The following is a 26587-nucleotide window of genomic DNA, read 5'->3' as shown; positions in this document are numbered from 1 at the left end:
GCGGATCACGCGACACGACGCCGCTGCTCGAGCGCACCTTTGCCGGCATGGATCACGGGCGCGGGTCGACCGACTCCGACTCAATGTTCGCGCGGCAGAGATCGTTCGTAGCGAACGGGCTCCAGCGACCCGTCCGGGCACAGTCTGGCCGGCCCACCAGAGCCTCGGTGATCACCACGCACCTCGCTCCCACGCTCGTACACTGACCGGCATGTCTGACGAATGGAACTCCGAGGAGCCCGAGAACCTGCTCTCACAGACCGACGTCGTCATCGAGGGCATCAAAGATATGATCATTAGTGGCGAATTGGGTCCCGGCGATCGCCTACCCATCGAGAAGGAGCTCGCCGCGGCGTTCGGCGTCTCTCGCGGCCCGCTGCGCGAAGGCGTCCGGGCCCTCGTCCTGCTCGGCGTGCTCGGCACCCGCCGTGGCAGCGGCACCTACGTCACGTCGCTCGACGCCGCCCGGCTCCTGAGCCCCGTCGGCTTCCTCGTGGACCTGTACCAGCCCTCCAGCTCGGCGCACCTGTCCGCCGTCCGCCGCGTCCTGGAGGTCGAGGCTGTCGGACATGCCGCGACCGCGGTCGACCAGGCTGAGCTGGACATCCTGACGGCCATACTCGACGACATCGACCGTGACCTGGCCCACGATCCGGACGGCCCCGTTCTCCAGGCCGTGATCGACGCAGACAGCCGGTTCCACGCGACGATCGCGCGGGCCGGCGGCAACCCCGTCCTCGCTGCGCTGGTCGAGAGCCTGGTCAGCCGGACGTTCCGCTCCCGCCTCTGGCGCGCGATCCACGAGCGTGGCGCCAACCGACAGACCCAGGCGGAGCACCGGGCCATCCTGGAGGCCCTGCGACGCGGGGATGCCGACGCCGCGCGGATCCAGATGGCCGCGCACCTTCTCGCTGTGGAGCAGTCCGTCGAGCATCAGGAGAGCGCCTTGCCCGACCAGACGGAGCCGGAAGGGTAGGAGTGGGCGGCCACCGAGGACCCGCGCATCTGCGCGGAGTACCCCGGCCGGGACGGGAGCAGGTAGTTGCCACCCGTGACCACGCACGGGTCCGTGAAGTGCTCGTGCAGGTGGTCGACGAACTCGGTGACCCGGTTCTCCAGCGTCCCGGACACCGCGACGAAGTCGAAGATCGACAGGTGCTGCACGAGCTCGCACAACCCCACCCCGCCGGCGTGCGGGCAGACCGGCACGCCGAACTTCTTGGCCATCAGGTAGACCGCCAGGATCTCGTTGACGCTGGCGAGCCGGGCGGCGTCGAGCTGGCAGAAGTCGATCGCGTCGGCCTGGAACATCTGCTTGAACAGCACCCGGTTCATCCCGTGCTCCCCGGTGGCCACCCTGATCGGAGCCACCGCCTTGCGGATGGCAGCATGCCCGAGGATGTCGTCCGGGCTCGTCGGCTCCTCGATCCAGTGCGGTTCGAACTCGGCGAGGCGCTGCACCCACTCGATCGCCTCGGGGACGTCCCAGACCTGGTTCGCGTCGATCATGAGCTTGGCGTCCCAGCCGATGACCTCACGAGCGATGCGCAGGCGACGCACGTCGTCCTCGATGTCGGCACCCACCTTGAGCTTCACGTGGCGGTACCCCTCGTCGACCGCCTCCTGCAGCAGTCGCCGCAGCTTGTCGTCCGAGTACCCGAGCCAGCCGGCGGACGTGGTGTAGCACGGGTAGCCGCCCCGGGACTCGAGCTCCGCTATCCGATCGACGCGCGTGGGCTCCATCTCGGCGAGGAGCGCGACCGCCTGCTCCCGGGTGAGGACGTCCGACAGGTAACGCAGGTCCGCCGCGGCCACCAGCTCCTCGGGCGTCATGTCGACGAGCAGGCGCCACAGCGGCTTGCCCGCACGGCGGGCAGCGAGGTCCCACAGTGCGTTCATGACGGCCGCCATGGCCAGGTGCACCACGCCCTTCTCGGGGCCGAGCCACCGCAGCTGCGAGTCGGAGGCCAGCTCGCGGTAGACCGCGCCGAGGTCCCCCACGAGCTCTGCGACGTCGCGGCCGACGAGGGGCAGCGCGCGCTGCCGCGCAGCCTCGACCGCCAGGTCGTTGCCGCGCCCGATGGTGAACGTGAACCCGTAGCCCGCGAGCGCCGCGTCGTCGGTGTCCAGGACGACGTAGGCGGCCGAGTAGTCACCGTCCTTGTTCATGGCGTCCGAGCCGTCGCGCAGGAGCGACGTCGGGAACCGGATGTCGTAGACCCGGATGCCGGTGATGGTCGTCATGACCAGGTTCCTCGCTCTCTGGCGGTCGCCGGCAGGGCCCGTCGGCCACGAGCTCGGTCCAGGGGTCGTCGGACACGGGTGCGGTGTAGCGGACGTGGTTTGCGGTGCGCATCCCACGACGACAGTCGCCATGGCCTGTGCGACCTCGTTCGCGTTCCGGTAGATAAGTAAGATCAATGATGCCACGCGCAGGCGCATTGGCGGCGTATACCTTGAGCAGCCCGGCGCGCTAGGGTCCCTGGTATGACTACTTTGCGTGACGCGACCACTTCGGTCGTCGAAGCCGTCTACCTCGGTGACGCCCGGATCGACGTGCGCGAAGCAGCCGCAGTGCCGCCGGCGGCCGGGCAGGTCCGGATCCGCGTGGCCTATGTGGGGCTGTGCGGCACCGACCTGCACATCGTCCACGGGGCCATGGACGCGCGGGTCAGCACGCCTCTGGTCTTCGGCCACGAGATGAGCGGGACGATCGAGAGCCTCGGCGAAGGAGTCGACGGGTGGCTCGTGGGTGACCGGGTGACCGTCATGCCGCTCGACTGGGACGGAACCTGTCCCGCGTGCGTCGCGGGCCACCAGCACATCTGCCAGAACCTCGACTTCATCGGTATCGACTCGCCCGGTGCGCTGCAGACGCTCTGGAACGTGCCGGCATCGACGGTGGTCGCGCTACCGCCGGATCTCGCCCTCGAGGTCGCGGCCCTCGTCGAGCCGACGGCCGTCGCCGTGCACGACGTGCGGCGCGGTGAGGTGGCGCCGGGCGACCGCGTGGTCGTCCTGGGCGGCGGCCCCATCGGGGTCCTGATCGCCACCGTCGCGCGGCACACCGGTGCCGAGGTCGTCATCGCCGAGCCGGACGCCCGCCGCCGGGCGCAGATCGACGAGCTCGGCCACCTGACGATCGACCCCCACGCCACCGACCAGGCCGCCTGGGTGACCACGTGGACCGGCGGCGCGGGTGCCGACGTGGTGTTCGAGGTCTCCGGCGCTCCGTCAGCCGTTGCGGCGTCGACCGGGCTCGCCAAGGTGCGCGGAACGGTCGTCGTCGTCGCGATCCACGGGGCCCCGCGGGAGGTGGACCTCAAGCAGGTCTTCTGGCGGGAGCTTCGGCTCCTCGGGGCCAGGGTCTACGAGCGCACCGACTTCGAAGCCGCCGCCGAGCTGCTCGCCGCCGGCGTCGTGCCGAGCGAGCTGCTCGTGACGGCGATTGTGCCGTTGACCGGCGTGCGGGCGGCCTTCGACGACCTGGAACAGGGCCGCGCCATGAAGATCCTCGTCGACGTCGCAGGTGCGGCGACAAGGTGACGGTATGAGCCCGTTCGACCTGACGGGGCGGCTCGCCGTCGTCACCGGCGCCGAGCGTGGCATCGGATTCGCCATGGCCGAGGCCCTCGCCGCAGATCCGCGACGGGGACGCCCGGGCGGGGGCCATAGAGGACGAGCGCATGCTGGCGAACCGTGGTGAGCAGCAGAGCAAGATCCGGATCGAGGGTGCCAGCTCGGCACCTCGCCCGCGCCGAACTGGCGGCTCAGACGCCATAGAAGCGCGACGCCGTGCGCCAGGACAGCTGTTCGCGCTCCGCGGGGCTGGCGGCCAGCTCGTCCAGGACGATGGACAGCCATCGTCCAGGGGCCAGCCGCCGGGGCAACATCGCCGAAATCGGCCAGTCGCTGCCCACCATCGCCCGGTCCGCGCCGAACGCATCGAGCGCGACCTCGAGCCACGGGCGAACTGCGGGTGCCAGGTCCTGGTCGTCACGCAGCTCGGGGGGCATCCCTGACAGCTTGACGCTCACCTGGGGTAGGGCGGCTAGCGCGCGGAGGTCCCGCTCCCAGGTTCCGTCATCACCGGTTGCGACCGGCGGCTTGGCGAGGTGATCGAGCACGACGGGCAGCTCCGGAACCTTCGCAAGGAGCGCGGTCAGGGCAGCAAGCTGGTGATGTCGGATGCACGCATCGAACGGCAGTCCCGCCCGCGCGAGCGCGCGCAAACCCTCGAGCAGGCCGGGATCCTCGAAGGACGACAGCGGCTCATCCTGTAGCAACCGGCGGATGCCGACAGTGCGGCTGGCTTCGCGCAGCGCCGCCAGCTCAGTGACGACCCTGCTGCCCTGCTCCAGCGGCGCGTGGGCGACGACGCCCAGCAACTCCGGCCAGCCGAGAGACTCGGCCCAGGCCACCTCGTCCGTCGTGCCCGCTGCGCCCGCCTCGACGAAGATGAAACCGGTGACGGCAGGCGCCGCGGCCTGGTATTCGGCCGGAAGATAGGGGCGATCGAGCTCACCGTCCAGCCAGGAGTACTCCAAGACGGTCGGATCCCAGATGTGCACATGGCTGTCGATCAGGCGTGCGCCGTCGTTCTTGTCTGCGGCTCCGGCGGGCACGCGCACAGCAGTGGTCAGCGTGGCAGGACGCTCGCCCTGGTTCATCGGTCGACCGCACCTGCGGGAGCATCGGCGACGAGACGGAGACCCGTACGGAGTGACCGCACATGCGGCCCCACCGGCGTTGGCCAACTCCCCGTGCGTTGGATCGCAACGATCGCATCCTCGTCGATCGCGACGCCGTTGCCGGGAAGGTCGCCGAGCACGACCCCGCCGTCGAAGAACTGCTGGTCGATCGAGATGCCGAACGGAGACCCGAGGTCTTGGACCTCGGATGAGAGGTGATTCGGAACGGCGGCCGCTGCGTGCGCGACGGCCGGGTTCGCCGTCAAGCCGACCGGGCTGATGGGGAGGTCGCGGGAGTGCGCGGCATAGGCCACTCGCAGGAAGTGCGTCACGCCCCACACGGATCCGACCTGCACGATGTCGACCGCGCCGCGATCGAAGAGCGGGGCGAACTGTTCGAGCCCGGTGAGGTTCTCGCCGGTGGCGACGGCGGCGTGGACCGCGGTGCTGAGGCGCGCGTGACCAGCGGCGTCCCATCGCCGAAGCGGCTCCTCGATCCAGGTCAGGTCGCGACGCTCCTCGATTGCGGTGACATATCGCACGGCCTGTTTGAAGTTCCACGATTCGTTCACGTCGAGCATGACCGCCGGAGCGACCGCGTTGCCGCCCAGAGCCTCAGCGACGATCCCCAGGCGTCGGATGTCGCCCCCCACATCACGACCGCCCTTGAGTTTTCCGCTGGAGAACCCTCGTTCATTCATTGTGCCGTACCAGGTCGCGAGCTGGTCGTCGTCGAGGGCGATGTCGAGACCGGAGGCATAGCCGCTCACGAAGCGGTCGCGTGCGCCGAGCAGCCGCCACAACGGTTCGCCGGCGAGCTTGGCCTTCAGGTCCCAGAGCGCCATGTCGAGTGTGCCGATTCCCCCGAACGTCGCACCCGAGTGCCCCGCCTTGAACACGCGGGCGAGCATGCGGTCGTAGAGGGCGGTCACGGCCCGAGGGTCTTCGCCTTCGATAGCAGGGAAGAGTCGGTCGATGTCCTGGTGCGACCCCATGCCGACGCCTTCGATGCCCTCGTCGGTCTCGAGAACGACGATCGAGACCTCGCTGATGCCCGGATCGATGAACCCGTTCACGTCTCCGACGGGCCGTCCCCAGTCGTGGAACGTCCGCAGACAGCGGTAACCGGTGATCTTCATATGTCGCCCCTCATAGATCGCTTTGCTGTGCGGGCAGCAGGGAACCAGAGCGTCCTGCCACTATCGGAATGCCAGGGGATGCTGTCGGCGGCGGTGAGCGAGCCGTCGGGCGTCGCGACATACCCGTGCGTCCCCGGCCCAGACCTCTTCCGGCCACTGCTCGGGGTTGTCGTCCACGCCGTACCGAATCACGTCAGCCCTTCACACCGCCGGTCGCGAGACCGGTCTGCCAGAAGCGCTGCAGGTACAAGAACACGATGACCAGCGGGATGATCGAGAGGAACGCGCCGGCGATCACGGTCGAGAACAGCGCTTGTGCGCCACCGCCCGCCGTCGAGGTCGCCTGCTGCTGCGCGAGCCCGACAGTCAAGGGCAACAGATCTCCGCTGTTGAGCATGATGAGCGGCAAGAAGTAGTTGTTCCAGGTCGCCACGAAGGTGAACAGCATCACCGTGACCATGCCAGGCGCGAGCAGGCGCAGGGATACCGTCCAGAAGATCCGGTACTCGCCCGCGCCATCCACTCGTGCAGCCTGCATGAGCGAGTCGGGTACGGCATCGGCCGCGTACACGCGCATGAGGAACACGCCGAACGGACTGACGAGCGAAGGCAGGATGACGGCCCACGGCGTATTGGTGAGGTGCGCCGACGAGAACAGCAGATAGGTGGGGATCGCCAGTGCGGTGAGCGGGATCATGATCGCACCCAGAATGATGGCGAACAGCAGCTTGTCACCTGGGAACTTGTACTTTGCGAACGCATAGCCCGCCATCGTCGCGAGGGCCGTAGCACCGACCGCGGCCGTGCCCGCGTATATGACCGTGTTCAGCGTCCAACGCGCGTAGATGCCGTCCTGGTACGCGAACACGTCCCTGATGTTCGCGAACAGGTTGAAGTCATCGCCGAACCAGAGCCCGAACGTGGTGAACAGGTCGCTGTTGTCTTTTGTCGCGGACATGAAGAGCCAGATGAGCGGCAGGATGAAGTAGAGCACGCTCAGCCACATCACCAGGGTGAGCAGGTTGCTGCGGCGCTTTCCGCGACTGACCGTCTTGCGGCGCTTGTCGGTCTTGGACGGCTTGCCTGGGGGCGCGGCGACGGGAGTCAGCTGGGCGGTCACCACCGCACCTCCCTCTTCTGCATGCTCAGTTGCACGACGTACGAGACGATCATGATGACGAAGCCGAGCAGGAATGCGATCGCCGCAGCGTAATTGATGTCCTGGTTCACGAACGCGACGTTGAAGGCGTAGAAGTTGGGCGTGAACCCTTGCGTGATCGCGGTGGGAGCGATCTCCACCAGCAGCTTCGGTTCGTTGAATATCTGGAAGCTCCCGATGACCGAGAAGATGATGGTCAGGAAGATGGCGGGCCGAATCATCGGGATCTTCACGCTCCAGGCCAGTCGCCATTGGCTCGCGCCGTCGATCTCCGCGGCCTCGTGCAGCTCGGAAGGGATCGACTTGAGCGCCGCGTACAGGATGATCATGTTGTAGCCGACGAACGCCCACGTCACGATGTTCATGATCGAGAACAAGATGAGCTGATCCGACAGAAAATTCGTCGGTGGCAGACCGAGTGCGCGGGTGATCTGGCCAGTGAGTCCGAAGTCCTGCCCGTAGATGTAGCCCCACATGAGCACGGCGACGACGCCGGGCACCGCGAACGGCAAGAAGATGAGCAGCCGCACCGCCTTGCTGCCGCGCGCTCGACCGGAGTCGAGCGCGAGCGCGAAGAACAGCGCGAGCCCGAGCATGATCGGCACCTGTATGAAGAGAATGAGTGCGGTGCGTCCGAGCCCGAAGAGGAAGGCGGGATCCTGGAACGCGCGCACATAGTTTCCGAGGGCGACGTACTTCACGCCGCCGACGAGCTTGTTCGCGAAGAAGCTCAGGTAGCCCGAGTAGGCGAGCGGTGCGATGAACATCGTCGCGAACACGGCGAAGAACGGAAGGATGAATCCGTAGGCGACGAGGTGCTGCTTCCGCTGGATCGCGGTGGTCATCTCGAGCTCCTTCGATCAGGTGAGGGTTCGGCGGGTGCGGCCCGGGGTGTGATCCCCGGGCCGCCCGCTCTCTAGCCGTTGACCGTGAAGCCCTGCTGCTCTGCATAGTCGACGAGAGCGTCCTGCCACGCATCCAGGCCCGCAGCGAGATCGCCCTTGGCCGCGACGGCGGCGCCGAAAGTCTCGTTGAAGCTGGAGTAGGCGAACTCCATGAACGGCAGCCACTGCCAGTCCGTGTCGACCGTCGTGGAGATCTCCGCGAAGAGCTTGTTGACCTCCTGTCCACCGTAGAAGTCGGACTTCTGGTCGACGAAGACCGGGTCCTCGAGTACCGAGATCGCCGTCGGGAAGAAGCTTTGCTGGGTCGTGAACAGCAACGCCGGCTCTTGCGCGTTGTTGATCCACTTCGCCAGCTCGTAGGCCGCGATCGGATTCTTGGTGGTCTTGAGCACCGCGTCGGCTGAACCGCCCTGGTTTCCCGAGGCCGGCGTGCTCGTGTCCCACTGCGGCAGCGGTGCGGCGCGCCACAGGCCCGACGTGTCCTTCGCGGCGCCGGAGAGAAAGACCGGAGCCCACGCCGCCGTCAGCCAGCCGGCGTACTTGCCCTGGTTGAGACCCTGGTACCACTCGTCGTTGAAGTCAGGGTCGATGGAGACGAGATCGTTCTGGATCATGTCCTGCCAGTAGGCCATGACGTCCTTGGCCTCAGCGCTGTTCACGTCGATCGTGACTTTCTCACCGCCGTCATAGCCGAACGGCTTGACACCCGCCTGCCACAACAGCCCGAGCCACCCCGCGCCCTGGCTCGGCGCCATGTTGGAGATGTAGGAGCTCGTGTTCGCGCGCACCTTCTCCGCGGCGGTCTTGTAGTCGGCCCACGTCGCGGGAGGCTCGGTGACACCTGCCGCCTGCATGATGTCCTCGCGGTACAGGTTGCCCATGGGTCCCGAGTCCTGCGGGATCGCGAGCACCTCGTCGTTGGAGAGGACCTGCTTCCAGACCCACGGCACGTACTGGCTCTCGAGGTCCGCGGCACCGTACGGCGTGAGATCGAGCAGCTCGCCGGTCTGCGCGAACGACGAGATGAACTGGTACTCCAGCTGGACCACGTCGGGGCCGCCGGTACCGGCCTGTGATGCCGTGCGCACCTTCGAGTAGTGGTCCAAGCCCTGGCCGACGTTCTCGACCGTGACGTTGATCTCCGGGTACTGCTTCTCGAACATGTCGACCTGGTCCTGGACGTCGGGTACCCAGGTCCAGAAGGTCAGGTCGGTCGGCGTGCTCAGCGCTTCCTCGCGTTGCGCATCCGTGATCGGACCGTTGGCGCCGCCCGTGCTGTCCGAGCCCGGGCTGTCGTCGTCCGGATCTGTGCTGGGCGTGCAGCCGGCGAGCGCCAATGCCGCCACGGCGGCAATCGAGGTGATCGCGACCGCGGCCTTGCGTGCTCCTTGCCTCATGATTGCTCTACTCTCTCTGGCTCCGGGATGGAGACGGCCCCGGGCTCGGGGTCGCGTTGCTCGACGAGGACGGTGACATCCCACGGTTCGAGAACGATCGGTTCGTCGCTGCTCCGTCGCGGCGGGTGCGCGGTGGCGGGCTCGGGTGACCAGTTGCTGACGAACCAGACGCGCTGGTCGCCACTGCTGCCGGAGGTGACCGTGACCGGGGCATCCGTCTGCCATCCGTTCGCGCTCGCGATCGGAACGGCCCAGCGAAGCAGGGATGTCGCAAGCGCGAGGTCGGGCAGCATGCCCACGTAGGTGACGCGCCCGGCACCGTGCTCGCGCGAGGTCACCGCGGGTCGGCCCGCGTAGATGCCCGAGGAGTACACGGCCACGACATCGGCGCCATCGGCGACGAGCGCATCCGCCCACCCCTCGGCGTGGCCGCCACCGAAGGCGGCGCCGTCGATGCCGACCGGAGCGTCGAGCGTGGAGTACTCGTCGTACCAGACCCCGGCCGCGGCGGCGAGACGCCCGGGCGCTCGCTCGGGGCGTGCCCTGGCGAGCTGGTCACCGTAGCCGGTACGGATGCCGACCACGAGGTGCCCGCCTGCCTCCGCGTAACGGACGAGTGCGTCGAGCATGCCGTCATCGGCGATGTAGAGAGTCGGCACGACGAGGGTGGGGAACTCGGCGACGACGTCCTCCGCGTCGCGCTCCCGGAACTGGTCTGCGTGCACGATCCGACTCTGGATACCCGCCTCGAAAGCCGCGCGGTAGTAGCGATCGAAGATCCGCAGGTACGACGTGCGATCTGGGCCGCCCTCGGCGTCGGCGAGCGGCGGGTAGAACTCGAAGCTGTGCTTGGTGTCGATCGAGTAGAGCAGGGCGACGTCGGCATCGGGCGTGAACCCCTCGAGCACTGGCCCGAGGTCGCGCAACCGACGACCGAGCTCCGCGATCTCACGGTAGATGCGACCGGGTTGGCCGCTGTGCGGCAGCACCCCGCCCCAGTAGGTCTCGATGCCGTAGTGGGGTGTCTGCCACTGCCAGTACTCGATCATCCGAGCGCCGCGGGCCACGAGCGCGAGGGCCGCGAGCGCGATCTGGCCCGGGTACGGCGTGTGGTGCTGCCAGTGGGACTGCCCGATGGACTGCGCATTCGTCTCGGTGACCAGGAACGGAGCCTGTGCCGAGCTGAACATGCGGTCACCCTGCTCAAAGAGTGCCCACGCTCCGGACGACCACCACTTCGCGGTTCGCGGTACCTCGACCCCGATGCGGAGTGCCTCCTGCATCAGGTAGTAAGGATTGCCCGCCGTGACGTCGAGCTGCTGCACGAGCCGGCGGTCGTCGATCGCCGGGCGTTCGTACGAGATGCAGGTCGTCACGAACTGGCGGGGACCCGCGTACTCGCGCACGATGCGGGCCTGCCACGCGATGAACTCCGTGACGAGCTCGGCCTGGTAGCGGCGCCACTCGAGCTGGTACTGCGGCGAGTGGTTGCCATCGGGACGCCAGAGCTCGTCCCAGCTGCGGATGCGCTGCGACCAGAACGTGAGCCCCCATTCGCGGTTGAGCGTCTCGACGTCCCCGTACCGCCCTCCGAGCCAGCCCAGGAAGCCATCGAACACGCGCTGGTTGTGCAGGAGGAACGGGCCAGGCTCGTTGTCGACCTGGTAGCCGATGATCGCGGGGTGGCTCGCATACCTCGCGACGATCGCCCGGATGACGCCCTCCGCGTGCTGCCGGAACAGGGGATGCGTGATGTCGACCTCCTGGCGCCACCCCCAGGGATGGCGCACCCCGGTGGCCTCCTCGCCCGCGAGCTCCGGATCCATCGCGCGCAGCCACGGGGGGACGGCATAGGTTGGCGTGCCGAGCACGACCGAGATGCCGCGGGCACGCGCACCGTCGAGCACCGGCTGCAGCCAGTCGAGGTGATACACCCCCGGCTCTGGCTCCCACGTCGCCCACACAGACTCGCCCACGCGAATGACTGAGAAGGATGCCTCGGCCATCAGGTCAAGGTCGCGCTCGAGGTCACCGTTGACGCGGTACTCGTCGTAGAAGGCTGCTCCGAACAGGATGCGGTCAGGTAGCAGGTGCGCGTCGGCCAAGAGCTCACTCCATTGTGGCTTAGGTTGAACGGCGATGTTGCCGGCAACATCCCGAGGTGAGCATGATGTTGCCGGTAACATCGCGGTGTCAAGCCCCGGCCCCGTCCTCCCACGGGTGGTGACGTGCCGCATCGCAGTTCGAGGAGCACGTTCCATCCCAACGTCCTCGAGCACGACTCCGGCGAGTGGAACCGGCGTCCACCCCGCACGACAGCGGGCCAGTCCGTTACACCCAAGCGCCAAGATCGGACCCGTGACCACCGAGCCGCGCCCGACCCGATGAAGGATCGGGGCCGGCCGGTAACGTCATGATTTCGAGACCTCATTGCCGCGGAGGAAAGATGATCGAGGCGCAACCAAGCGTCGAACGGCCAGCCACGATCTATGACGTGGCGCGAGTTGCCGGCGTGTCCCACGCGACCGTGACCAGGTTGCTGAAGGGCTACGCGGGCATCCGCCCCGACACCCGCGACCGCGTCGCGAAGGCGATCCGCGAACTCGGCTACAGGCCGAATCTCAACGCCCGCTCGCTGACTACGGGCCGCTCGCACAGGATCGCTACGCTCACCCACGAGATCACGCAGGTCGGTCCGAACAAGATCCTCGAGGGCGCCAACATGGCCGCCCGCGATGCCGGCTACTTGCTAGACGTCATCACGCTGGATGTGCACGACCCCGCAGCGATTCGCGAGTCCATCGACCTCGCATCGCAGTTCGACCTTGCCGGGGTCCTGGCGCTCTCGTCGACCGACGAGGTGACGAACGCGGTGGAGACGACGACGTTCCGGGTGCCGCTCTACCTGGCCACAGGCACAGACAAGACGCCGCCCGACTCCACGCCCGCCGGAAATGGCCTCTTCGCCGTGCTGCGTCACCTCGCCGATCTCGGTCACCGCGATGTCGTGCACATCGCCGGCCCGCACGATTGGGTGGGGGCGCGCAACCGCATCCGCGAGTATGAGGCCGCGGTCGCCGAGCTCGGCCTGCGCTCTCGCGGGGTCATTCACGGCGATTGGTCCGCCCGCTCCGGCTATGAGGCAATCGCGTCTTGGCCGGAAGAGCTGCCCGCGACGGCGTTTGTCGCAGCCAACGACCAGACGGCGCTCGGTGTCATCCTCGCCCTCAACGAGCGCGGCTACCGTGTACCGGACGACGTCAGCGTCACGGGAGTCGATGACATCCCGGAGGCGGCGTACTTCTCGCCGCCACTTACGACCCTTCGGCTCGATTTCACAGCCCAGGGCGGGGATGCGGTGCAGCAGCTGCTTGCGCGCATCGACGGCGTAGCGCCCCCGCCACTTCCACCACGACGCTCCGAGCTGATCGTGCGCCGCTCGACCGGCCCAGTCCGGCCACGCGTCTAGACCCAGGGGCAGCAACCCTGTGGCGTCGTACGCGTCCAGGGTTCCTTGACCCCTGAGAGTGGACACGCTGATACCGGGTCCGGCCCGGAGGAAGCGAGAAGACCTGCTCATGGCGAGGAAGACGACGCCAGCTCTCGCGTGCAAGACGTTGATTGCGTCAATGCTGTTCGTCCGACCGCATTTACACAGGTCAGAGTCCACTTTCCGTGAAGGTGGCGGGAATCGAAAGCGATTCGGCGCGTGTTGACACGAGCGGACAGGCGCCTGACCTGCAGCTACGTGTTGGACCTTCCGGCTCAACCGACCGATCCGGGCCGTTTCGTTGACATGGTCAACCAGAGCCGGGCTGCGCGCAATTACTAGAAGACGTCTCGTCGGTGATCCACAACGTCGATGGTGACGATCTCCCGCTCGTCGTCGATCGCGTAGATGACGCGGTACTTGCCGCAGCGGGCCGACCAGAAGCCGGCCAGCTCTCGCAGCAGCGCTTGCCGACGCGGTGAGGATTCTCCTCGATCGGCCCGGTGACGAATTTCCACACGGCGGCAGCGACCGCCTCGGGCAAGGTCTGCTCGACCGCTCGTCGGGCCGGGGATGCCCAACGAATGCCGTAGCTCATCAGCGAGGCAGCGCGGTGCGCTCGACGGTGTCGCCTGACTCGATCTCCGCACGAGACTGGCGAGGTCAGCCATCAACCTCCGGCTCGACAGGATCTCGACGGCCTCCTCGAGGGAAGCGAGGTCGTCGGGAGCGATCAGGACCGGCAGACGGCTCCCCGTCGCGTTTGATGACCACGCGCTCATGTGTGTCGTGCACCGAGCCGACGATCGCTGACAGGTGCGCCTTGACATGTGCGAGCGAAGTGGTCGTCGACATGACCCGCATTCATGCCAGTCGACGGTTACCTGGTCCCAACTCACGGCACCGTGGGTGCTCGATCCGTCCGTGAGTCGAGAGCGACGCGCGCAGTCGAGTGTCTACGCTCTCGGCATGGCTGCAGAACAATGTCGGCTGACCTCTCGTCCAACTCGAAAGGCGTGGCCCCACGAGGCTCGGGTCTTGCCTTCGAAGTATCCTTGGATGCGGACGTGACCCCAACGTCGGACCGGGCCAAATTCCGCGCACACATCCTTCGCCGTGCGGACGCGGAAGCGAAGGTCTACCTCACGGGGCGCGATGAAGGCAGTAACGCCACGGGAGACCTCAAAAGCCTCATCGAAGGGGTCCTCGCGCCCGAGTACGCCGGGCGAACCGTCATTGAGCTGCTCCAGAACGGCCATGACGCCCACTCCGCAGAACGCGATGATGGCGAGCTCGCAGTTCTGCTCGACCTGCGCGAAGGCGAGTTCGGGACGCTCTACGTAGCCAACCGCGGCGAGCCGATCTCTGACGAGAACTTCAGGGGCATCACGGGCACCGGCAACAGCAGCAAGCGTCCCGACGAGAGCATTGGCAACAAGGGGATTGGTTTCAAGAGTGTCCTCGAACTAAGTGCGTTCCCCGAGGTCTACTCCGCTACCGGGGAAGGAGCCTCCGGCCTCGACGGCTATCGGTTCCGATTTGCTCGGCCCGACGACTTCGACACCATCGCACTGCGCATCGCGCCGACCGAACCTGGGCTCGGCAATGAGTTGCGCGACAACCTCGCCAGTCTGCGTGTACCCGTCCCGCTGGACAAAGACCTCCCCGACGCCGTAGAGCGATTCGCCGATGAGGGCTACTCGACTGTGATCCGGCTGCCGATCAAGTCCGTAGATGCAGCCGTGAGCGCCCGGGCCCAGGTCGACGCGATCATCTCTGTCGACGTGCCGTTTCACCTCTTCTTGGACAGGATCTCGCTCGCGTCTTTCACAGTCGCTCGGCCCGAGGGCGACCCGGACGAAACCGTACTGGTGCGCGACCAGCGCGAGTTGGCCTGGAGCGGCGCGATCGGACACGGTGTAGCGGTACGCGAGCTCGACCTCAGCAGCGGGGCCCGATACATAGTCGCGGACTACGACATAGCCGAAGATGACTTCACGAAGGCGATCCACCAGAGCATCGACACTCCGAACTGGCAGGGGTGGAAGGGCCCTGCGAGGGTCAGCATCGCTTTTCCGCTCGGTGATCCGCTGCCAGGCGGCCGTCTCTTCACGTTCCTGCCGATGGGCGAGGCCGCAATCGCGCCGCTACCGGCATTCCTCAACGCGCCGTTCGTCACTCGAGCTGACCGCACTACTCTCGACCATAGCCTGATCGTGAATCGCGTACTCCTCGACGCGGCGGCGCATATCTGTGCTGCGTTGCTCGGTGCGGTTGCCAACGACGCCGTGCCGGTCCCGGACGAGCTGGTCCTCGACGCTGCATCGTGGACCCAAGACGCTGTCGCGCTGGAGCGCGCGCTGACGAACCTCGGCGAAGATCTTTGGGAGTTGCCCTTCATCCCGACTTTTAAGGGTTCGGCGAACGCCCATACATCCTTCTCGCGGGCGTACCGGTGGCCACAAGGGTTCCTGGAGTTCACGGCCCAGGCGATCACCACGGCGGAAGTAGCCGAGCTAATCGATCCACGGATCGGCGAACTGCGCACGGGCCACCTACTCGACGTCCTCAAGTCACGCGGGTGGGTATTCGATCCGACGCATTCCGATATCGCCGAGTGGGCTGAAGCGGTCGCCAGGACGCTCCATTCTGCGAGCGCGTCGCCGGAGCGGTGGGCTGACTTCTACGACGACCTCGCCGACACTGGGGCCAGTCCGGCAGAGTTCACCGGGCGAGCGCTCATCCTGGACCAGACCGCGGGGATCTCGCGGGCAGGGCGGTCCGAGGCCGCCCCGGCAATCTACTTCCCGCCGCAGCAGGCTTCGGAAGACTCTACCGAACTGCCCCAGCTCCCGAACGCGCTTCGCGGCCGCGTCGTCTTCACGTCGCCCCACGTGCCGGCGCGCGTCTCGAGGACAGACCAGCGTCTGCGGCGCGGGCGGGAATGGCTTGCCCGCTTCGGGCTGGTCAACGAGTACGGAACCGAGACCGTGCTTCGCGCCGTGGCAGCGACGATGACAGAGCTTGCCACCAGCCCAGGCGAGGCATCGAAGCGCGACCTCGCCGAGTGCTTCTCATTCGCTTTCAACCTGTACCGAAGAACGTCGCGCGACATCGGCCAGGAGGTTCTCGCTGGCCTCGGTATGCGGGTCCCGACCGCGACAGGCTGGCTGCCCGCGAGCGAGGCGCGCTTCGGGCTTGGGTGGGGAGGGCCGTCCAAGGACCTCGATGGCGAGCTCACCAAGTTGGTGGCCGCGGCCGAACATGTCGCTCCAGAGGTTGCCGAGATCGGGCGCTGGCTTACTGCCCCTCCGCAGGAACTGATCGGCGACGTAGTCGGCGAGGACCTCGACGCGCTGCGCGCGTTCGTCGAGGCCCTCGGTGTGAAGCACGGGCTCTGGCCCGTTGCTGGACGTCTGCCGAGTAGCCGAAAGCAGGCTGAGTTCGTGAATCCCGCGGGGGCGACCTCCGACCTACCAGCTGCGGGGTTCGACATCGATGCTTGGGTGAACCTAGCGACCGGATGGACGCAGGCTCGACCGCAGTACACGACGACGCAGTACGGGCCGAAGTCGCCGTGGCATCTGCTGCCGGGCCAAGGTCAGTTCGCCCAGCTCGACGCAATCGCGCAACGTCTGTACAGCAATCTCGTCCTCAGGGGCATCGCCGAGTGGCCCGAGTCAGCGCTCGAGGTCCGATTCGCTCGTCCTGGCGACCAGACCGAGGGCGCACTTCCTTCGCCACTCGCGGCCTTCTTGTCCGCTGCTGCCTGGGTTCCGCAGACGACGCCTGGCGCCCGCGATGACGTCACACTCGTCACCCCGGCTGATGCCTGGTGGATGGCCGAGTCAGAGACCATCGAGTTCCTCCCAGCTCAGCCTCCGCAGGCACGGGCATGGAGCAGCCCGCAGCTCCTGGAGCGCGCCCGCCGGCTCGGACTTCGCATCTGGGACTCGGGGGAAACCTGGGCGGACCGCCTGCACTTCCTCGCCGACCTCGTCACGGAGAACCCAGTCACTGGGCGGACAGGCTGGCTCGTACGTCGAGAGGTCGAACGGGCCTGGAACGACTTCATCGAGATCGATCCGCCTGAAGTCCCAACGAGGCTCATCGTCTCGTCGGAGGGCCAGCTCTCCGCCGTCGAATCGCAGTCACCTGATCGTGGCAAGGTCTACGTCAATGACGTCGACCGCCCGCGTCATGCCAGGCTCGTCGAGTCGTCCGCTGCGCGTCTACTACCGATACAGAACCACCGTGTCGGCCGCCGGCTCCTTGAGTCGCTCGCACAAAGAGGGGTCGTGCTCGACAGCATCCTTGATGTCGACGTCGAGGTCCTCATCGACGGGCAGGCGGTGGACGCCGTTTTCCACACACCGATCCACGATCTCGGACTGGGCTGGTTGATGCCTCTGGTCGTGACGGCGTTGACGCTCAAGTACCAGTCCTTCCCCCCACTCTCGCCCAACGCAGTCGCTGAATCACTCGCCCGGCTTGAGGAAACGCGGGTTGCCGTCGGCCGAACCGTTTCGGTGACGATCGGCGGACAGGTCGCGGGATCTGGCCGGATGGCGCATCTCGTCGAGAGCTCGAACGGACATCTCATCGCAGTCGGAGCTGGAGACTCGACAGCCGCAGCTCGGATTCTCGACCTCGCAGCCGAGCCGCTGGCACAGGTCATCGGAGCCCCGTCACTTGCAGACAGCCTGCGACTCGCGATCCGAGATCTCGCCGAGGGGGGACTCGGCGGCGACCCGGCAAGGGACATCGCGCGGTCTCTTGGACTGTCGGCCGATGCTGTTCACGCCGTAATCGACATACACCGACCCACCTTCGACACTGCGCCGACCAAGTTCGTTCTCCTGGGTCTCTACCCGGAGACCGGCTTCGAACTGCACGAGAGTGCAACAGAGTTCGAAGACCAGTCACAGGTGCAGGCGTGGCTAGCGCGGCGTCTGACCGCTAACGAGGTTCAGCGAGTCCTCAGCCTGAGCGTCGCCCAAGACCGAAACGCGGAAGTGGCGCGCGCGGCCGCCGACCTTCGATCGCTCAACGAACGACTCCGAGCCATCGGATTCACGGCGATCACCAACGTCGACGGACAGGCGGTGGCCTTCCGGGCCTACTTGCAGGAACACGGTTCTCGCCTTCGCACTGAGCTACGCGACCGATTTGCGCCCGCCTTCAATGAGGACGACGGACTCGACCAATATGTCCGCGCGCGAGTGCAACTGGCGGATCTACCGCCGGATCCGACCTGGGCACAGGATCGTTGGGATCTCCTCGACGAGGAGGTCGGGGCCTACCTCCGACGTTGGCTGAACGAGCATGCGCCAGCGGCACCGCAGACCATCGACACGGACCACAGTGGCGTAGATGAGACGCGGGTCCAAGCCCAACGCTCGCTCCGCTCCTTCTTCGGCAAGCTTCCGGAAACCATCGAAGCGTGGTGCCACGCACACCACGTTCCACGGCCAGAAAGGTTCGATGCGACGGCCCTCCTCGAAGATGCCACTGCGAGCGGCAGACTCGATTTCCGCTCCCTCAGCGCATCCGAGGTCGCTCATCTGCTAGCGCACCGTGGGCACTGGCCGCACGGAATGCCGCACGCCACTGCACCGACGGAGCTGGGCCTGACGAGCGCGCATCTCCAGGCGGCCAAAGCCCGACTGTCTGCTCGAACCCTCGAGGAGCAGAGCAGGGTGAAGACGATGACTTTCGAGGGTTCGGACTTCGCTGCCGACGACGAAGACCTAGCTCGGCTCTACGAGGCAGCACGGACGGCGGTGCCCCAGGAAGCGCTGGCTACCGACGTAAGCACGGTCGAACTGGCCGCTTCAACGGTCTCAGAGACAAGCCCCAAACGCGCTGGACAAGTCTCGCCAGGGCGCCGCGGCTTCAAGGCGACTTCCGTGCCGCCGGAGAAGGCCCTGCTGATTGGCCTACTCGGCGAGGCGGCCGTCGGCGAGTGGATTCGAGAGCAATTCTCGCGTCCGCCCGAGGACACCTGGGTCTCCGGATACCGCAAGACGGTCTTCGGCGACGACAATGGCGACGACAGCCTCGGATACGACTTCCGCGTCAAGCTCCCGGACGGGACATTGCTCTTCGAAGTGAAGTCGAGCGTTGCCGACGACGGTGTTATCCACCTTGCTGAGTCGGAGGTTCGGCGGGCCCAAGACCTCCTTCCCGGCGAGGAGTACAGCATTATCTACGTCTCCCACGTCACCGAGCCCGCCAGGATGCGGATCCACCGGCTACCCAACCCCTTCTCCCCAGGCGGGCTCATGAGGTACCGAGTCGTGGGCGAGGCCGTCAGCCTGAAGTTCGAGCTCGCGGGTCGGAACAATGATCAGAGTCCGTGACGCGAGCACGCCCGCCCGCCCAGAAGGTGCCCGAAGGCGGGCCCTCGACAGGATCGGCGACAACCCGCAGATTGCTTCTGACCGGCAAGCTCCTCGATGACCTCTAGACGTCCGGCGTCGCCCTGCTCGAGGCCTGCGAGTTCGATCCCGACCTCGCCGCACCGCACCTACTCGGTGCGGAGATGGCGGCGCTACTCGGGTCCGCATCGGTCGGGGATCACAGCGTGAGCGCCGCGCCGATCAACGCCAATCCTGCTGCGGCCGAAAGGAGCGCCCACGCCCAGACGACGCGCCACATTCGGCGGTACGCAGCGGCCTCGGCGGGACTCTCCCGCATGAGCGCCGAAACGATACGGCGATGGTCACGCCTGTGCAGCGGCCGCCACCAGGCAACTTCCCGCTTCATCGACTCGACGGCCGTCGCCGAGACAATTCCGGGATCGTGCTCATGCATCTCCCGCAACGATGCGAGTGCCTGCATCACCGTTCCGATGAGTGCCATGAGGGCTGCCAGCAGATTCCACACGCCGAGGACCCTCCCTCACTGGTTGCCGGTTCCGATGCATCGCACAGAGCGCGTCGGCGCTACAAAGTGGGGCCAATCGCCCGACATTGAGGCGGCTGTTCCACGAGTTTCGGGGTTCTGGCGATGCTTGGTCGACCGAGAACTTGACCCTCCGAGAGAAGACAGTCCGCGCGGAGTCGCGACACACGCCGCGCCTTGGGCACGTAGTGGGATCCGTCCAGGACCACTCCTGCCATCGAACTGCACACTGGCCCAGCTACGGGTTGTGTACTCTCGCGAAAGTGTCGGACCTCGAGCCCCGGCTTTACGAACTTCTTGTCACGCGAGAGTTGCGAGACAGGCTGAGTAGCCTCTCGAGCGCGCTGGTTCCGCGTGACAGCACACTGAACAGTGCCGACGCCGCCGACCGCATCGCCTGGCATGTCAGCCAACACGTCGAGCGCGCTCTGCTCGACGTCAGCGAAGAGAAGCGTGTCGAAGTCGCGCTCCGCGTCGCACACGCAATGCTGGATCGACTCGGCGACTTTGCGACCGCCGATGAGAGCGCGCAACTCGCGGAGCCCGCGTCGGTGCTTCACGCGATCTTGCGTCGCCGCCCCGACGGCAAGCCCGAGGAGATCTCGGCTCCGGCAATACCGCTGCTGGATACAACACTTCTGACCAACGCACCTGGCGAACCAACGCTCTGGAGTCAGTTGGGCTCCGAGATCGACTCCGCGTCGTCGATTGACCTCGTCATGGCATTCATCCGGCGCAGCGGCATCACGCCACTCCTCGATCGATTGCGAAAGTACTGCGCATCGGGCCGGTCGCTGAGGGTTCTGACAACGACCTACACAAACTCGACTGAGCGTGAGGCGCTCGAGCAGCTCGTGGAGCTCGGGGCCGAGGTGCGAGTGTCCTACGACCTCAGCTCGACACGGCTGCACGCCAAAGCCTGGGTCTTCCACCGACACCCGTTCTCGACCGCCTACGTCGACTCGTCAAACCTGACCCGATCCGCCGCCGTAACAGGCCTGGAGTGGAACGTCCGGCTGTCTGCCGCCCGCAACCCCGACGTCATCGCCAAATTCGAGGCGGTATTCGAGAGCTACTGGTCGAGCGGCGACTTCGTGCCTTACAACGCCGAGCAGTTCGAAGTCGAGCAACAGCGTGCCGGGCGAACAGACGCCGGACCCAACATCATGCTGAGCCCAATTGAGGTCCCGCCTCACCCCTACCAGTCGCGCCTCATCGAACTGTTGGAGGTCTCACGCCGGCAGGGGCATCACCGGAACCTCCTCGTCTCCGCGACGGGGACCGGGAAGACGGTGATGGCGGCGCTCGACTACGCCACCTTGCGCGACCGGCTCGACAGCTCCCGGCTGCTCTTCATCGCGCACCGCGAAGAGATCCTCGACCAGAGCCTCGCCACCTTCCGTCACACGCTCCGCGAAACTCAGTTTGGTGAGAAGTGGGTCGGTAAGTCACGGCCTCGTGACTTCCACCACGTCTTTGCGTCGATTCAGAGCCTCAACGCGAACGGCCTGGCGTCTCTCGACCCAGAGCACTTCGATGTCGTGATCGTCGACGAGTTTCATCACGCCGCCGCTGCTTCATACGCTCGTGTGCTCGGCGGTCTGCGTCCCAAGGAGTTGCTCGGCCCACCAACAACACCTCGCACCGTTCGTGTACTACGGCGTTCATGACGGACTGGACCTGCGCGAGATTCCCTGGCGACGTGGGCAGGGATACGACATCGATGGACTTACGAATCTCTACACCAGGCTCTGACGCCTGGGCTCGTATGGTCGTCAAGCAAGTCGCCGACCATTCGGACATCGGTTCGATGCGGGGGCTTGGATTCTGCGTGAGTATCAAGCACGCCCAGTTCATGGCCCACCACTTCAACGCGAACGGAATCCCAGCGGTCGCGGTCTGGGGCGACAGCCCATGGGACGAACGCGACGCTGCGCTCCGAGATCTCGCGGCCGGACGAGTACGGATTCTCTTCTCGGTCGACCTCTTCAATGAAGGCGTCGACGTGCCCAACATCGACACGATCCTCATGCTTCGGCCAACGGAGAGCCCGACACTGTTCCTCCAGCAACTCGGACGAGGCCTCCGAAAGACCGGCACCAAGGGCGCATGCACGGTGCTCGACTTCGTCGGCACACACCGCACGGAGTTTCGCTTTGACCGTCGTTACCGGGCACTCCTAGGTGGTTCTCGACGGGACGTCGAGCGTGCCGTCGCGGACGGGTTCCCCTTCCTGCCCGCCGGATGCTCCATGCAGCTCGACCGTCGGTCTTCCGAGATTGTCTTGCGCAGCCTGCGAGAGGCGTTGCCGTCTCGGTGGCCGGCGAAGGTTGACGAGCTCCGGTCGTTGCGTCGAGGTGGCGACGACCTCACACTCGCGCGGTTCCTTGACGAGTCTGGGCTCGACCTGACGGACGTCTACGAGGGCAACCACTCGTGGTCGGATCTCCTCTCGGCGGCCGGCGCTCCGTGCCTCCCCGAGGGGCCCCACGAACGATCTCTTCGACGAGCCGTGGGGCGCCTCCTTCACGTCGACGATCGCATCCGAACGTCGGGCTACGGACGATTGACGGCCCGAGGGCAAGCCCCGCAGGTCGCAAACCTCGTCGAAGCCGATCGGCGGCTGCTCCACATGATGATCGCGGGACTATCGGATCAGGTGGTATCCAAAACTTCGTCACTGCAGGACGCTGTGGACCTCGTTTGGGAGCACCCGCAGGTCCTGGCGGAGATCTCGGAAATGTCGGCGATCCTCGGCGCCGGGATCGATCATGTCCAAACGCCGCTCGCGAGCCACCCGGACGCACCCCTCCAGATTCACGCTCGCTACTCCCGGATCGAGATCCTGACCGCGCTCGGCCTTGTCGATCGCGCAAAGGCGTTCGCCTGGCAAAGCGGCGTGTTGGACGCCGGGACGGCAAATGCCGACCTCCTCGCGTTCACCCTCGACAAAAGCAGCGGCGGCTTCTCGCCGACCACGAGGTACCGGGATTACGCGATCAGCCGTTCGCTCATTCACTGGGAGAGTCAGTCCACGACCCGGGCCGACGGACCTACGGGTCGGCGCTACCGCGGCCACGAACGCGATGGCAGATCCATCCTCCTGTTCGCCCGGCTGCGGTCTGACGACCGCGCCTTCTGGTTCTTGGGACCGGCTACCTACCGGGGCCACGTCGGCGAGCGGCCGATGGCGATCACGTGGGAACTGCACACACCGCTTCCCGGTGATCTCTATCAAGCTTTCGGTGCCGCAGTCGCCTAGCCGGAACCTAGCCGGCCACTCGCTTCGTCCAAGGCCGACCTGCGGTTACGGTCATGTGTAGTCAGTTCGCCCAGCAGCGTCGCCTCGGGCGGACCGAGCCACCCGCCGGCACCGGAGCGCGAAACGATGAACGCAAATCCATCCGACGACGGCGGTGTCGCCGCCGCATCGGCATCACGGCCGCTATACGACATGGCGATCGCGCACGAGGTCGCCCCGATCTTCGACCAACTGTTCGGCGACGGTCGTTCCGTGATCGATCCCGATGTGGCGATCTGGACCGCCGATGCGGCGGAGGACTTGCGGCGGCGGATCGAGGACAACCCGATCCTGGGCGCTGGCTCCAGTCAGTGGGACAAGCTGGAGCACCAGCTCGTCGGAGCCTCGCGCGAGGTGGCTCTTCTGGCTTCGGAACTCGTCTTTCTACGCGAGCAGCCGGTCTTTAACGCGGCACCTGCCACCCGTCGCGAGCATCTCGCGCGCACGCTGAAGATGTCCGAACCCATTGCGGCGATCCCTGATTGGATGAACGCCTGTCTCGACCGGCCCGCCGGACAGGCGGGGTTCAAGGGTGGTCAGGGCTACAACGGTCGCCTGTGGCTGCACCTCATCTGGGCGGCCACGTTCGTCCGGGAATGGTGCGGGCTCTCCGAGGCTGAGCGCGACCTCGCCAAGGGTGACCCCTGGCGGATGCAGCGAATCATGCTCAACTCGGGGGACGGCAACCCCGACATCCGCAACGCACTGCAATTCCTCGCGTTCCCCAACACGTTCGAGCCAATCTCGTCGGCGAACATGAAGGCGCAGATCCGCTCCGGGTTGGCGGACCGGATCGGTGGACCGCGCGGGACCGACGCACAGTCGCTGGACCGCGACCTCCTCACGATCCGCGCTTCGCTCGCAACGCAGATCGCGGAACCCTTCAACTTCTGGTCGCCCGATCGTGCGCGATCTGTGGGACACCACGCCGTCGCCGGCTCCCGGTCCCGCCCTCGAGGAACCGCACCCCGTCACTACTGGCTCTACTCCCCTGGCGCGCAGGCGTCGGAATGGGACGAGTTCTCGGCCGACGGGATCATGGCCATCGGGTGGCAGGAGATCGGCGACCTCGCCGGGTACTCGAGCCGCGAGGCGATCCGCACGGATCTCGTCGGGGCGTCCGGCTCAGCGTCGTCGATGAAGAACGACGTGCTGTGCCTGTGGCAGTTCCAGAACGAGATCGCGATCGGCGACATCGTCTACGCCAAGCGCGGCCGGCGAGAGCTCGTCGGCCGCGGTGAGGTCGTGTCCGACGCGAGGTTCGATCCCGAGCGCGGCGAGTATCGGCACGTCCGCTCGTGAAGTGGACCTACGTCGGCGCGTGGGAGCACCCTGGCGACGCGGCGACGAAGACTCTGACCGACATCACGTCTTACCGCGACTACGTTGGCAAGCTCGAAGCGCTCTTCACGGAGGGCGACGAAGACACCATCGCAGATGAGCTCGTTCAGCCGGCGCCCCCTTACGACCGAGCCGCCCTCCTCAGCGAGGTCTATCTAACCGAGGACGCATACGACCGACTGCGCGCCCTGCTTCTGCGCAAGAAGAACGTGATCCTCGCCGGCCCTCCCGGGGTCGGGAAGACGTACGCCGCGCGGCGCCTCGCCTACTCGATCATGGGCGCGAGGGACCGAACGCGAGTCCAGATGGTCCAGTTCCATCAGAGCTACTCGTACGAGGACTTCATGATGGGCTACCGGCCCACCGAGGCCGGCGGCTTCACCCTCACCGAGGGCCCGTTCTACCGGTTCTGCGAGGAGGCACGGAAGGACGACGCTAACCGGCCCTACTTCTTCGTCGTCGACGAGATCAACCGCGGCAACATCTCGAAGATCTTCGGCGAGCTGCTGATGCTGATCGAGACGGACAAGCGCGGCCAGGAGCTGCGGCTCCTCTACAAGAACGAGACCTTCTCCGTCCCGCCCAACGTCCACATAATCGGCATGATGAACACCGCCGACCGCAGTCTCGCCGTGATGGACTACGCACTCCGGCGCCGCTTCGGGTTCTTCGAGATGGCCCCCGGGTTCGACTCGACAGGATTCACCGCATGGCAGCAGTCCGCCGAGAGCCCGGCCCTCAACGCGCTCGTCGACGTCGTCGTCGACCTGAACCGGGCAATCGCCGGCGACGACGCACTCGGACCCGGCTTCGCGGTCGGCCACAGCTACCTCTGTCCGCCCGGGGACGACGACGCCGACGACGACTGGCTCTACTCCGTCGTCGAGGACGAGCTCGTCCCCCTCCTCGACGAATACTGGTTCGACGAACCGGAGACCGCCAAGCAGTGGGCCGGCAAGCTGCGCGGCGCCGTCAGGTGATCGACCGCAGCATCGTCATCCAGAACGTGTACGTGATGCTCGCGTACGCGTTCCGGGCGATGCGCGGCACCGGCACGAAGAAGATCGCCGCCGAGGAGTTCGACCACCCGCACGATCTGCTCGCGGAGATACTCGCCCGCGGCGTGGGCACGCAAGTCAAACGCGGCCTGCACCACGACTACCTCGCGCAGAGCGAGGAGCTCGCCACGGTCCGCGGGCGCATCGACGTCACCCGCACGGTGAGCGCCCGGACGATGACGCGCGGCCGACTCGTGTGCGACTTTGACGAGTACGAGATCGACACGCCTCACAACCGAGCCTTGAAGTCGGTCATCGTGCTCCTCATCCGGCACGGCGAGGTCTCCGCGCCGCGCAAGGACGCACTTCGTCGAGTTCTGCCCTACCTCGACGCGGTCACGCTGATTGCTCCGAGATCGATCAGGTGGGACTCACTGACCTACCACCGCTCGAACGCGTCCTATCGACTCCTACTCGGCGTCTGCGAACTCATCGTCCGCGGGCTTCTGCCCACCGAGACCGCGGGCACCGCCCGACTCTCGTCCTGGATCTCCGACGACAGCATGAGCGCGCTGTACGAGCGATTCCTGCGCCAGTACTACACGATCCACCACCCCGAGCTTTCGCCGGGCGCACCGACCGTCCCCTGGGACCTCGACCAACCGAGCCTATTCAGCCGGCAGCTCCCCGAGATGCGCACCGACGTCACACTCCGCCGCGGCGACCGCACGCTTGTCATCGACGCGAAGTACTACGGGCAGACGATGCAAGTTGGCCAGTGGGGCAAGGCAACGATCCATTCCGGGAACCTTTATCAGATCCTGACCTACGTGAAGAACGAAGACCGCGCCCGCGACGGATCCGTGTGCGGCCTGCTCCTCTATGCACGGACCGACGCGGAGGCGCAGCCCGACCTCGACGTCGTCATCCAGGGCAACCGCATCGGCGCTCGGACACTCGACCTCAATCACCCGTGGCAACAGATCGCAGCAGAACTCGAAGACATTCGGCTATGGCTTGAGCCCTGAGCCTGACGCCGGGAGGTGTCACGAGCTGCGAGGTCGGCGATCGTCTCGCTACTGGCGCGACGCTGCCGAGCCGGGACTCGCCCAACGTCGCGCCGCGCCCGACGAGGCTCGGCTGCACCGGCCTGGTGCTTGACCGCCGAGCGGAGCACTCGACGCAGCGCAGGCAGCAGATCGCAATGCCAGCGAGTCACGTTCGTTGCACTCTCGCGCGGCGCCGTGCACGGCATCCCAG

The 26587-nt window shown here is 66.4% G+C and carries 18 protein-coding genes; 9 read left to right on the top strand and 9 right to left on the bottom strand.

Features of this window, described 5'->3' with window-relative positions; translation table 11 throughout:
- Positions 1–211: 211 nt before the first annotated feature.
- Positions 212–976, top strand: a complete 765-nt coding sequence (locus ASD16_RS17980) for a FadR/GntR family transcriptional regulator (protein ID WP_055920926.1) — start codon at positions 212–214, stop codon at positions 974–976.
- On the opposite strand, the gene ASD16_RS17975 is transcribed toward ASD16_RS17980, so the two are convergent.
- A complete protein-coding gene (locus tag ASD16_RS17975) occupies positions 934–2244 on the bottom strand; it encodes an L-fuconate dehydratase (protein ID WP_055920923.1) in 1311 nt (436 codons plus the stop codon). The two genes, ASD16_RS17980 and ASD16_RS17975, sit on opposite strands and share 43 nt — an antisense overlap.
- Positions 2245–2487: 243 nt before the next feature.
- On the opposite strand from ASD16_RS17975, the gene ASD16_RS17970 reads away from it, so the two are divergent.
- Entirely contained in the window at positions 2488–3546 is a 1059-nt protein-coding gene (locus ASD16_RS17970) for a zinc-binding dehydrogenase (RefSeq protein ID WP_055920918.1), read from the top strand.
- A gap of 224 nt (positions 3547–3770) precedes the next feature.
- Here the strand turns inward: ASD16_RS17970 and ASD16_RS17965 are convergent, their stop codons facing one another.
- From ASD16_RS17965 to ASD16_RS17940, 6 genes are all read right to left on the bottom strand, one after another.
- Positions 3771–4670, bottom strand: coding sequence for an amidohydrolase (locus tag ASD16_RS17965; RefSeq protein ID WP_082570974.1), 900 nt, complete (start codon positions 4668–4670; stop codon positions 3771–3773).
- Entirely contained in the window at positions 4667–5830 is a 1164-nt protein-coding gene (locus ASD16_RS17960; RefSeq protein WP_055920915.1) for a mandelate racemase/muconate lactonizing enzyme family protein, read from the bottom strand. Before ASD16_RS17960 ends, ASD16_RS17965 begins: the two co-directional genes overlap by 4 nt.
- Before the next feature lie 193 nt (positions 5831–6023).
- A complete protein-coding gene (locus tag ASD16_RS17955) occupies positions 6024–6953 on the bottom strand; it encodes a carbohydrate ABC transporter permease (RefSeq protein WP_369817998.1) in 930 nt (309 codons plus the stop codon).
- The gene (locus tag ASD16_RS17950) at positions 6947–7834 is read right to left on the bottom strand and encodes a carbohydrate ABC transporter permease (protein WP_055920913.1); all 888 of its coding nucleotides are present in this window, start codon (positions 7832–7834) and stop codon (positions 6947–6949) included. The genes ASD16_RS17955 and ASD16_RS17950 overlap by 7 nt, the downstream gene beginning before the upstream one ends.
- Positions 7835–7905: 71 nt before the next feature.
- Positions 7906–9291 (bottom strand): extracellular solute-binding protein, encoded by a 1386-nt coding sequence (locus ASD16_RS17945; RefSeq protein ID WP_055920910.1) that lies wholly within the window; start codon positions 9289–9291, stop codon positions 7906–7908.
- Entirely contained in the window at positions 9288–11657 is a 2370-nt protein-coding gene (locus tag ASD16_RS17940) for a beta-galactosidase (protein ID WP_235523405.1), read from the bottom strand. Before ASD16_RS17940 ends, ASD16_RS17945 begins: the two co-directional genes overlap by 4 nt.
- An 80-nt stretch (positions 11658–11737) precedes the next feature.
- Between ASD16_RS17940 and ASD16_RS17935 the strand changes: the two genes are divergently transcribed.
- Entirely contained in the window at positions 11738–12760 is a 1023-nt protein-coding gene (locus ASD16_RS17935) for a LacI family DNA-binding transcriptional regulator (protein WP_055920907.1), read from the top strand.
- Positions 12761–13119: 359 nt separating this feature from the next.
- Here the strand turns inward: ASD16_RS17935 and ASD16_RS22325 are convergent, their stop codons facing one another.
- A complete protein-coding gene (locus tag ASD16_RS22325) occupies positions 13120–13563 on the bottom strand; it encodes a type II toxin-antitoxin system RelE/ParE family toxin (protein WP_235523404.1) in 444 nt (147 codons plus the stop codon).
- A 285-nt stretch (positions 13564–13848) separates the two neighbouring features.
- On the opposite strand from ASD16_RS22325, the gene ASD16_RS17925 reads away from it, so the two are divergent.
- Entirely contained in the window at positions 13849–19143 is a 5295-nt protein-coding gene (locus ASD16_RS17925) for a sacsin N-terminal ATP-binding-like domain-containing protein (protein WP_162250319.1), read from the top strand.
- Between the two features lie 217 nt (positions 19144–19360).
- On the opposite strand, the gene ASD16_RS17920 is transcribed toward ASD16_RS17925, so the two are convergent.
- Positions 19361–19669 carry a hypothetical protein gene (locus ASD16_RS17920; protein WP_055920901.1) on the bottom strand — a complete coding sequence of 103 codons (309 nt, stop codon included), beginning with the start codon at positions 19667–19669 and terminating at the stop codon, positions 19361–19363.
- 281 nt (positions 19670–19950) lie between these two features.
- Between ASD16_RS17920 and ASD16_RS22100 the strand changes: the two genes are divergently transcribed.
- The 5 genes from ASD16_RS22100 to mcrC all read left to right on the top strand — a co-directional run bounded on the left by ASD16_RS22100 (position 19951) and on the right by mcrC (position 26355).
- Positions 19951–21357 carry a DEAD/DEAH box helicase family protein gene (locus ASD16_RS22100; protein WP_200943001.1) on the top strand — a complete coding sequence of 469 codons (1407 nt, stop codon included), beginning with the start codon at positions 19951–19953 and terminating at the stop codon, positions 21355–21357.
- Positions 21354–22949 (top strand): DUF3427 domain-containing protein, encoded by a 1596-nt coding sequence (locus ASD16_RS22095; RefSeq protein ID WP_200943000.1) that lies wholly within the window; start codon positions 21354–21356, stop codon positions 22947–22949. Before ASD16_RS22100 ends, ASD16_RS22095 begins: the two co-directional genes overlap by 4 nt.
- 192 nt (positions 22950–23141) lie before the next feature.
- Positions 23142–24290 (top strand): hypothetical protein, encoded by a 1149-nt coding sequence (locus ASD16_RS22090; RefSeq protein WP_200942999.1) that lies wholly within the window; start codon positions 23142–23144, stop codon positions 24288–24290.
- Positions 24287–25309 carry an McrB family protein gene (locus ASD16_RS22085; RefSeq protein WP_200942998.1) on the top strand — a complete coding sequence of 341 codons (1023 nt, stop codon included), beginning with the start codon at positions 24287–24289 and terminating at the stop codon, positions 25307–25309. The genes ASD16_RS22090 and ASD16_RS22085 overlap by 4 nt, the downstream gene beginning before the upstream one ends.
- Positions 25306–26355, top strand: a complete 1050-nt coding sequence (mcrC, locus tag ASD16_RS17900; protein ID WP_055921681.1) for a 5-methylcytosine-specific restriction endonuclease system specificity protein McrC — start codon at positions 25306–25308, stop codon at positions 26353–26355. The genes ASD16_RS22085 and mcrC overlap by 4 nt, the downstream gene beginning before the upstream one ends.
- Positions 26356–26587 lie beyond the last annotated feature (232 nt).

It is taken from the genome of Cellulomonas sp. Root485, from assembly GCF_001426705.1.
In the GTDB taxonomy this organism is placed as follows: domain Bacteria; phylum Actinomycetota; class Actinomycetes; order Actinomycetales; family Cellulomonadaceae; genus Cellulomonas.
Note: the sequence above shows the minus strand (reverse complement) of the source record. Positions and strands in the feature narration are given on the sequence as shown.

What these genes read in the sequence shown, in the direction of transcription:
- ASD16_RS17945 (WP_055920910.1), bottom strand. Translation starts at nt 9,291, where the DNA reads ATGAGGCAAGGAGCACGCAAGGCCGCGGTCGCGATCACCTCGATTGCC.
- ASD16_RS17965 (WP_082570974.1), bottom strand. Translation starts at nt 4,670, where the DNA reads ATGAACCAGGGCGAGCGTCCTGCCACGCTGACCACTGCTGTGCGCGTG.
- ASD16_RS17970 (WP_055920918.1), top strand. Translation starts at nt 2,488, where the DNA reads ATGACTACTTTGCGTGACGCGACCACTTCGGTCGTCGAAGCCGTCTAC.
- ASD16_RS22325 (WP_235523404.1), bottom strand. Translation starts at nt 13,563, where the DNA reads ATGAGCGCGTGGTCATCAAACGCGACGGGGAGCCGTCTGCCGGTCCTG.
- ASD16_RS17975 (WP_055920923.1), bottom strand. Translation starts at nt 2,244, where the DNA reads ATGACGACCATCACCGGCATCCGGGTCTACGACATCCGGTTCCCGACG.
- ASD16_RS17935 (WP_055920907.1), top strand. Translation starts at nt 11,738, where the DNA reads ATGATCGAGGCGCAACCAAGCGTCGAACGGCCAGCCACGATCTATGAC.
- ASD16_RS22095 (WP_200943000.1), top strand. Translation starts at nt 21,354, where the DNA reads ATGACGGACTGGACCTGCGCGAGATTCCCTGGCGACGTGGGCAGGGAT.
- ASD16_RS22090 (WP_200942999.1), top strand. Translation starts at nt 23,142, where the DNA reads ATGGCGATCGCGCACGAGGTCGCCCCGATCTTCGACCAACTGTTCGGC.
- ASD16_RS17950 (WP_055920913.1), bottom strand. Translation starts at nt 7,834, where the DNA reads ATGACCACCGCGATCCAGCGGAAGCAGCACCTCGTCGCCTACGGATTC.
- ASD16_RS17960 (WP_055920915.1), bottom strand. Translation starts at nt 5,830, where the DNA reads ATGAAGATCACCGGTTACCGCTGTCTGCGGACGTTCCACGACTGGGGA.
- ASD16_RS17980 (WP_055920926.1), top strand. Translation starts at nt 212, where the DNA reads ATGTCTGACGAATGGAACTCCGAGGAGCCCGAGAACCTGCTCTCACAG.